This window comes from Cyanobium sp. LEGE 06143, assembly GCF_015207535.1.
Taxonomy (GTDB): Bacteria; Cyanobacteriota; Cyanobacteriia; order PCC-6307; family Cyanobiaceae; genus NIES-981.
The window spans coordinates 1-8,307 of record NZ_JADEWP010000114.1; the positions used below are offsets into that span (position 1 = coordinate 1).

Genomic DNA, 8,307 nt, shown 5'->3' on the forward strand with positions numbered 1-8,307 from the left:
GACCCGGGGGGGCACCGGGGCAGGGCCTGGAGCGGAGCTCCGCACCAGAATCGTCAGGGCACCATCCTGACCCACGCTCCGCCATCCGTTCAGGCTGCCGGGCTGAGCTGGCGCCCGGCAGGGGAGGACTGGAGCCCTTCAGCGGCAGCCGCCACCGCCTGGGCGCACTGCTTGCCACTGAGCACCGCCCCCTCCATGGAGGCCAGATAGCGCTGCATGGTGTAGTCGCCGGCCAGAAAGAAGTTGGCGATCGGCGAGGCCTGATCCGGGCGCAGTTTCTGGCAACCGGGCACCGTCTTGTAGACGGACAACGGCGTTTTGACCACGATCGACTTGCGCAGCTGGGCCTGGTTCTCACCGGTGAAGTGCATCGGGAACAGGCGCTTGAGCTCCTCCATGGTGGCCGCCACGATCTCCTCATCCGGCCGGCCGATCCAGTCCTTGGCGGGGGCGAACACCAGCTCCAGCATCGAGCGGTTCGGATCTTCGTATTCGCGGCAGGTGTTGCTCATGTCGGCGTAGACACTGAGCAGGGGACTGCGGCTGAACAGCAGGTGATCGATCGTGGTGAGCTTGCGGTCGAACCAGAGATGGATGTTGATCACCGGCACTCCCTTGAGGCCATCGAGCTTCTGGAAGTAGGGCATGGCCTTCCAGGGCTCAGGCAGCAGCAACTTGAAGGGATCCACCGGCAGGGCACTCACGTAGGCATCGGCCTCGAGGGTGTAGGCCTGCATGCCCTTGATCCCGGCGATGCGAAAGCCCTGAACGGTGCCGTCCGGGTTCAGGGCGATCTCCCTCAGGGGCGCGTCGAGATGCACCTCGCCGCCGCGGGCGGTGACGTAGTCAACGATCGGCTGACACAGGCGCTGCGGTGGGTTGCCGTCGAGGAAGGCCATCTTGGAGCCATCGCCCTCCTGCAGGAAGCGATTCAGGGCGGTGAGCACCACGGTGCTGGAGATCTCATCGGGATCGATGAAGTTCAGCGCCTTGGCCATGGCGATGAACACCTCATCATTCACCCGCTCTGGAATGTTGTGGATCTGCAGCCACTCAGTCCAGGAATACTTATCACACTCTTCCACATAACCTTGCCCCCGCAGCATGGCCGGCACCAGGCCCAGCCCGAAGGAAATCTTCTCCGGCCAGGTGAGCATGTCGTTGTTGCCCAGAATCGCGGCCACACCGTTGAAGGGTGCTGGGATCTCCGGAAAATCAAACCGGCTGTAGGTGCCTGGCGTTTCCTTCTGATTGAAGATCATCGAGTGGCTCTTCCACTGCAGCCGATCTTCAATGTCCAGCTCCTTGAAGAGCTGGCGCATGTTGCGGTAAGCCCCGAAAAAGATGTGCAGCCCGGTCTCGTACCAGTCGCCGTCCTCGTCCTGCCAGGCGGCCACCTTGCCCCCGAGCACGTCGCGTGCCTCCACCACCACCGGAGTGTGACCGGCATCGCAGAGGTACTTGGCCGTGGCAAGACCCGCCAGTCCGGCACCGGCGATCGCGACCCGCATAGCCCAGGGAACAAAGAAGGTCAACCATAAAGGTGGCTGCCTGAGCAGCGCGGCGCCGGGGCCACGGCTGGCCGCGCCCAGGTGTTCCTAAAGTCGAAGCGTTGGCTGCGCCCCACATCACCCCATGGCTGATTCCAGTTCCGCAGCCACGCTGCTGAAATCCACCACCCGCCACGTGCGCCTGTTCACGGCCCGGCTTGAGGGACAGGACCTGGTGCCCGACCCCAGCCAGCTCACCCTGGACGTGGATCCCGACAACGAATTCGTGTGGGAGCCGGCGGTGCTGGAGAAGGTGCAGCAGCACTTTCGCGAGCTGGTGGCGGCCCATGCCGGCGCCGAGCTGAGCGAATACAACCTGCGCCACATCGGCTCCGAGCTGGAGGGCCAGATCCGTCAGCTGCTCCAGGCCGGCGAGCTGCGCTACAACCCCGACTGCCGCGTTCTCAACTACTCCATGGGCCTGCCCCGCACGCCTGATTCCCCGTGACTCGCGCCCCCCGCCGCTACGACGACGAGCGCCCCGGCGCCTACCGCCGGGCCGATACGCGACCGACGCGACCGGGAGATCGCTTCGATGACCGTGCCGGCCCTGATCGCTTTCGCCGCGACCGTGCCGGGCGCGATTCCGGCCGCTACGAGAGCGATCGCTACGAGGCGGAGCTGAACCGCAGGCGCGGCGGCGGTGGCGGTGGCGGCGGACCCGGTGGCGGCGGGCCAGGAGGCAGTGGCTCGGGGGGCGGCGTGCCGATTCAGCTCAACGTGGCCACCGTGGCCGTTCTGGCCGGTGTGCTGGTGGTGGGCATCGGCATCGGTACTGGCATCTCCAGCACCACCCAGGGCAACCAGGGGAACATCGCCAGCTCCCAGCAGCTCGACATGGCCGTGCCCGATCCGGAGTTCTGCCGGCAGTGGGGAGCCAGTGCCTTCGTGATGGACATTGAGCTGTACACCACGATGAACCCCAGCACCAGCTTCGTCACCCAGCCCGCGCTCAGGCCCGGCTGTGTGATCCGGCGGGAGAACTGGAGCGTGCTGGAGCGGGAGGGCGCCGTGACCGCCGAGCAGATGCGCCAGTGCAAGCAGCGGATGAACACCTTTGCCTATGTCGGCTCGGTGAAGGACCAGCCGATCGTGCGCTGCGTCTACCAGACCGACATCAGCGAGAACAAGTTCCTCACCAAGGGCGTGGCCGACGACACGGTGGGCATCACCCCTGAGGCCGACCAGTTCTGAGCCTGAGCCGCCGCTAGGTGGCGGCCGCCGTGGGGCTGGCCTCAGGGGCCGGCTGCTGCAGCGGACGGCGCAGGGGGCTGTCGGGGCTGGCGAAGGCGGGCAGCACCTCCTGCCGGAAGGCCTCCGAGGCCCTCGAGCAGTAGCGGGCAGGGTGGCTGATCAGTTTGAGCTGGCGACGCACCGACAGGTCGGCCACCTGGACCCGATGCAGGGTGGAGGCTGAGAGCTCCCTCTCGATCGACACCACCGGCAGAAAAGCCGCCCCCAGGCCCGACTGCACGGCGTTCTTGATCGCCTCGAAGGAGTTCAGTTCCATCTCGATCTTGAGGCGGCTCAGATCGAGGCCGGAGCGGGCCAGCAGCTGGTCCACCATCTTGCGGGTGGTGGACTGGGCATCGAGACAGACAAAACCCAGCCGGTAGAGGTCTTCCTTGGTGAGTTCCTGGAGGCGGGCGAGGGGATGCTTGGTGGGGAGCACCAGGGCCAGTTCATCACTGGCGTAGGGCACCACCTGCAGCAGCTCGTTGAGTTCGGGGGGCAGCTCGCCGCCGATGATGGCGAGATCCAGCTGGCCGTTGGCCACGCTCCAGCCGGTGCGCCGGGTGCTGTGCACCTGCAGCTGCACGGCCACATCGGGGTATTTCAGCCGGAACAGCCCGATCATGCGCGGCATCAGATAGGTGCCGGTGGTCTGGCTGGCACCCACCAGCAGGGAGCCCCCCTTGAGGTTGTGGAGGTCCTCAAGGGCGCGGCAGGCCTCCTGGCACTGGCTCAGGATCCGATCGCAGTAACTGAGCAGCAGATGCCCCGCCTCGGTGAGCTGGGCCTTGCGGCCGCCACGGTCGAACAGGGACACGCTGAGCTGCTTCTCCAGGTTCTGGATCTGGAGACTCACGGCGGGCTGGGTCACATAGAGGCTGTCGGCAGCCTTCTTGAAACTGCCCTCACTGGCGATCGCCCGCAGGATCCGGAGCTGGTCAAGGGTGAAAGGCAGATCAGCCATAGGGCCCGCCGGCCAGCACCAGGATGCAAGCCGCGACTCTAGGGGGCCTGCTGGACGCCAGAATCGCCAGCTTCACAACATCCTCGGCCCGTGTCCTCCAGCTCCCTTCACCACACCAGCTGGGTGATGCTGGCCCTGCTGCTGGCCTTCGCCGTGCTGCACAGCGGCGGCGCCTCCCTGCGCCAGTGGGGCGTGGCCCGCATCGGTGAGCGGGCCTGGCGCCTGATCTTCGCCGCCCTCAGCATTCCTGCCGCGGTGGTGGTGGTGGGCTACTTCCTGGCCCACCGCTACGACGGCGTGCGGCTCTGGGACCTGCAGGCCCAGCCCTGGATCGTGCCCGTGGTGTGGGTGGGAACGGCCATCAGCTTCCTGTTTCTGTACCCCGCCACCTACAACCTGCTGGAGATCCCGGCGCTGCTGAAGCCTCAGGTGCGGCTGTACGCCACCGGGATCATCCGCGTCAGCCGCCATCCCCAGGCCGTGGGCCAGGTGCTCTGGTGTGCCACCCACCTGCTCTGGATCGGCACGAGCTTCACCCTGGTGACCTGCGCCGGCCTGATCGCCCACCACCTGTTCGCGGTGTGGAACGGCGACCGCCGCCTGCTCAACCGCTTCGGCCCCGCCTTTGAGGAGCTGCGCGCCAGCACCTCGATCCTGCCCTTCCGCGCCGTGCTCGACGGCCGCCAGCGCCTGGTGGCGTCGGAGTTTCTGCGCCCGGCCCAGCTGGGCATCGTGATCGCGGTGGGTCTGTTCTGGTGGGCCCACCGCTTCATCGGGGTGGGGGCCACGGCCTTTTCCCGCACTGGCCTGGGGCACTGGCTGGCCTGATCCCAAACCACCAGGGCGTGCTGGCAATCCCCCATCGGCAGCCGGCGCTCCCGGGCGCACTGCCTACACTCGGCCCAGCCCGTGCCCGCCGGATGCCTTCAACCGCTGAACTCGCCTGGTTGATCCCGGTGTTGCCCCTGGCAGGAGCCTGCCTGGTGGGGCTGGGTCTGATCAGTTTCAACCGCACCGTGAACCGGCTGCGCAAACCCGCCGCCCTGCTGCTGATCAGCTGCGTGGGCGCTGCCGCCGTGCTCAGCTTCGCCGTGCTGGCGGAGCAGCTCTCAGGGGCGGGCCCCACGGAGATCCTGTTCAACTGGGCCAGCGCCGGCAGCTTCAACCTGCAGATGGGCTTCCGCGTCGATCCCCTCGGCGCCGTGATGCTGGCCCTGGTCACCACCATCGCCCTGCTGGTGATGGTGTATTCCGATGGCTACATGGCCCACGACAAGGGCTATGTGCGCTTCTTCACCTATCTGGCCCTGTTCAGCAGCTCGATGCTGGGGCTGGTGATCAGCCCCAACCTGCTCGAGATCTACGTGTTCTGGGAGCTGGTGGGCATGTGCTCCTACCTGCTGGTGGGCTTCTGGTACGACCGCGACGGAGCCGCCAACGCCGCCCAGAAGGCCTTCGTGGTGAACCGGGTGGGCGACTTCGGCCTGCTGCTGGGGATCCTGGGGCTGTTCTGGGCCACGGGCAGCTTCGGTTTCGAGGAGATCGGCACCCGCCTCAGTGAGGCCGTGGGAGCGGGCACCATCAGCGCCGGCGTGGCGGTGATCCTCTGCCTGCTGGTGTTCATGGGGCCGATGGCCAAGTCGGCCCAGTTCCCCCTGCACGTGTGGCTCCCCGATGCGATGGAGGGCCCCACGCCGATCTCAGCCCTGATCCATGCCGCCACCATGGTCGCGGCTGGGGTGTTCCTGGTGGCCCGGCTCCAGCCGCTCTACGACGCCTTCCCGCTGGTGAACCTGGTGATCGCCGTGGTGGGCACCATCACCCTGTTTCTGGGGGCCTCCATCGCCCTCACCCAGATGGATCTCAAGAAGGGGCTGGCCTACAGCACAGTGAGCCAGCTCGGCTACATGATGCTGGCGATGGGCTGCGGCGCCCCGGTGGCTGGCATGTTCCACCTGGTCACCCACGCCTTCTTCAAGGCGATGCTGTTCCTGGGCTCCGGCTCGGTGATCCACGCCATGGAGGAGGTGGTGGGCCACGAGCCCGTGCTCGCCCAGGACATGCGCCTGATGGGGGGGCTGCGCAGGTTCATGCCCGTGACCAGCACCACCTTTCTGATCGGCTGCGTGGCGATCAGCGGCATTCCTCCCCTGGCCGGCTTCTGGAGCAAGGACGAGATCCTGGGCCAGGCCTTCAACAGCTTCCCGCTGCTCTGGGCCATGGGCTTCATCACCGCCGGGATGACCGCCTTCTACATGTTCCGGCTCTACTTCCTCACCTTCGAGGGCAGCTTCCGCGGCAACGACGCCGCGCTGAAGACCCAGCTGCTGAGCGCCGCCGGTGGGGCCTCCAATGAGGGCGACGAGCACGGCCACGCCCACGCCGAGCATCCGCACGAATCCGGTTGGCAGATGGCCCTGCCCCTGGCCGTACTGGCGGTGCCTTCGGTGCTGATCGGCCTGCTGGGCACCCCCTGGAACAGCCGCTTTGCGGCCCTGCTGGAGCCGGAGGAGGCCGCCGAGATGGCGGCGCAGTTCAGCTGGGGCGAGTTTCTGCCTCTGGCGGGAGCGTCGGTGGCGATCTCCAGCGCCGGCATCGGCCTGGCGGTGCTCGCCTATGCCCTGCACAAGATCGACCTGGGCCAGGCCGTGGCCGGCCGCTTCCCGGCCGTGAACGCCTTCCTGGCCAACAAGTGGTATCTCGATGCCATCAACGAGAAGCTGTTCGTGAAGGGCAGCCGCAAGCTGGCCCGCTCGGTGCTGGAGGTGGACTCGAAGGTGGTGGACGGGGTGGTGAACCTCACCGGCCTGGTCACCCTGGGCAGCGGCGAGGGGCTGAAGTACTTCGAGACCGGCCGGGCCCAGTTCTATGCCCTGATCGTGTTCGGGGGCGTGGTGGGCCTCGTGGTGCTGTTCGGCTCGCTCGGCTGAGCCGATGGCCTGCCGGCCTTGCGTCTGATCCCGTCAGCCCTACGGACTGTGTGCCTCCCCCCACCGTAGGAGTGTTCACCTAGCGGGCATTTCTACACTCCGCCCAACGGAACCCTTGCCTTCAGTGCCTTTCCCCTGGCTCAGCGCCGCGATCCTGTTCCCGATCGGCGCGGCCCTGCTGATTCCCTTCGTGCCCGACAAGGGCGATGGCAAGCAGGTGCGCTGGTACGCCCTCGGCATCGCCCTCACCACCTTCCTGATCACGGTGGCCGGCTACCTCAACGGCTACGACCCCTCCGTGGAGGGTCTGCAGCTGGTGCAGCGGGTGGAGTGGCTGCCGGATCTGGGGCTGGCCTGGTCGGTGGGTGCCGACGGCCTCTCGATGCCGCTGATCCTGCTCACCAGCTTCATCACCGCCCTGGCCGCCCTGGCCGCCTGGCCGGTGACGTTCAAGCCGAAGCTCTTCTACTTCCTGCTGCTGGCCATGGACGGCGGCCAGATCGCGGTGTTTGCCGTGCAGGACATGCTGCTGTTCTTCCTGGCCTGGGAGCTGGAGCTGCTGCCGGTGTACCTGCTACTGGCCATCTGGGGCGGCAAGAAACGCCAGTACGCCGCCACCAAGTTCATCCTCTACACCGCCGGCAGCTCCCTGTTCATTCTGATTGTGGGTCTGGCGATGGCCTTCTACGGCGGGGACGTCAGCTTCGAGTACACGACCCTGATGGCCAAGGAGTTCGGCACCAAATTCCAGGTGCTCTGCTACGCGGGCCTCCTGATCGCCTTCGGCGTGAAGCTGCCGATCGTGCCGCTGCACACCTGGCTGCCGGATGCCCACGGCGAGGCCACGGCGCCGGTGCACATGCTGCTTGCCGGCATCCTGCTGAAGATGGGCGGCTATGCGCTGCTGCGCTTCAACGTGCAGCTCTTGCCGGAGGGCCATGCCCAGTTCGCGCCCCTGCTGGTGGTGCTGGGGGTTGTGAACATCATCTACGCGGCCCTCACCTCCTTCGCCCAGAGGAACCTCAAGCGCAAGATCGCCTACAGCTCGATCAGTCACATGGGCTTCGTGCTGATCGGCATCGGCAGCTTCAGCGACCTGGGCACCAGCGGCGCCATGCTGCAGATGATCAGCCATGGCCTGATCGGCGCCAGTCTCTTCTTTCTGGTGGGCGCCACCTACGACCGCACCCACACCCTGCAGCTCGATGAGATGGGCGGCGTGGGCCAGAAGATGCGCAAGATGTTCGCCCTCTGGACGGTGTGCAGCCTCGCCTCCCTGGCCCTGCCGGGCATGAGTGGTTTCGTCTCCGAGCTGATGGTGTTCGTGGGCTTCGTCACCAGCGAGGCCTACACCCTCAGCTTCCGGGTGGTGATCGCCGCTCTGGCGGCCGTGGGCGTCATTCTCACCCCCATCTACCTGCTGTCGATGCTGCGCGAGATCTTCTTCGGCAAGGAGAACGCCGAACTGGCCTCCCACACCAACCTGGTGGATGCCGAGCCCCGCGAGATCTATGTGATCAGCTGCCTGCTGGTGCCCATCATCGGCATCGGTCTCTATCCGCGGATCATGACGGACAGCTACCGCGCCTCGATCGAGGCCCTGGTACTGCGGGAAAACGACGCCATGGCG

7 protein-coding genes are annotated in these 8,307 nt (G+C 66.6%); 5 read left to right on the top strand and 2 right to left on the bottom strand.

Annotated features, from left to right (window positions below):
- Positions 1 to 89: 89 nt before the first annotated feature.
- Positions 90 to 1,511 carry a 15-cis-phytoene desaturase gene (gene pds, locus IQ216_RS09015; protein WP_193815208.1) on the bottom strand — a complete coding sequence of 474 codons (1,422 nt, stop codon included), beginning with the start codon at positions 1,509 to 1,511 and terminating at the stop codon, positions 90 to 92.
- A 124-nt stretch (positions 1,512 to 1,635) separates the two neighbouring features.
- Here pds and IQ216_RS09020 point away from each other — a divergent pair, with 124 nt between their 5' ends.
- Together IQ216_RS09020 and IQ216_RS09025 are read left to right on the top strand one after the other, a co-directional pair.
- On the top strand, positions 1,636 to 1,998 hold the full coding sequence (locus IQ216_RS09020) for an NAD(P)H-quinone oxidoreductase subunit M (RefSeq protein WP_186698394.1): 363 nt from the start codon (positions 1,636 to 1,638) through the stop codon (positions 1,996 to 1,998).
- Positions 1,995 to 2,744, top strand: coding sequence for a DUF3172 domain-containing protein (locus IQ216_RS09025; protein WP_370566686.1), 750 nt, complete (start codon positions 1,995 to 1,997; stop codon positions 2,742 to 2,744). The genes IQ216_RS09020 and IQ216_RS09025 overlap by 4 nt, the downstream gene beginning before the upstream one ends.
- 13 nt (positions 2,745 to 2,757) lie before the next feature.
- On the opposite strand, the gene IQ216_RS09030 is transcribed toward IQ216_RS09025, so the two are convergent.
- Positions 2,758 to 3,747 (bottom strand): LysR family transcriptional regulator, encoded by a 990-nt coding sequence (locus IQ216_RS09030; protein WP_186698392.1) that lies wholly within the window; start codon positions 3,745 to 3,747, stop codon positions 2,758 to 2,760.
- A 126-nt stretch (positions 3,748 to 3,873) separates the two neighbouring features.
- Between IQ216_RS09030 and IQ216_RS09035 the strand changes: the two genes are divergently transcribed.
- The 3 genes from IQ216_RS09035 to IQ216_RS09045 all read left to right on the top strand — a co-directional run.
- Complete coding sequence (locus tag IQ216_RS09035; protein WP_193815212.1) at positions 3,874 to 4,575, top strand: NnrU family protein; 702 nt, start codon at positions 3,874 to 3,876, stop codon at positions 4,573 to 4,575.
- Positions 4,576 to 4,667: 92 nt separating this feature from the next.
- The gene (locus IQ216_RS09040; RefSeq protein WP_193815209.1) at positions 4,668 to 6,677 is read left to right on the top strand and encodes an NAD(P)H-quinone oxidoreductase subunit 5; all 2,010 of its coding nucleotides are present in this window, start codon (positions 4,668 to 4,670) and stop codon (positions 6,675 to 6,677) included.
- 124 nt (positions 6,678 to 6,801) lie between these two features.
- Positions 6,802 to 8,307 (top strand): NAD(P)H-quinone oxidoreductase subunit 4 (locus tag IQ216_RS09045; protein WP_193815210.1); only part of this gene is annotated, 1,506 nt, incomplete at its 3' end.

Excerpts from the sequence above, each read along its gene's own strand:
- pds (WP_193815208.1), bottom strand. The coding sequence starts at position 1,511 with ATGCGGGTCGCGATCGCCGGTGCCGGACTGGCGGGTCTTGCCACGGCC.
- IQ216_RS09020 (WP_186698394.1), top strand. The coding sequence starts at position 1,636 with ATGGCTGATTCCAGTTCCGCAGCCACGCTGCTGAAATCCACCACCCGC.
- IQ216_RS09030 (WP_186698392.1), bottom strand. The coding sequence starts at position 3,747 with ATGGCTGATCTGCCTTTCACCCTTGACCAGCTCCGGATCCTGCGGGCG.
- IQ216_RS09035 (WP_193815212.1), top strand. The coding sequence starts at position 3,874 with ATGCTGGCCCTGCTGCTGGCCTTCGCCGTGCTGCACAGCGGCGGCGCC.
- IQ216_RS09040 (WP_193815209.1), top strand. The coding sequence starts at position 4,668 with ATGCCTTCAACCGCTGAACTCGCCTGGTTGATCCCGGTGTTGCCCCTG.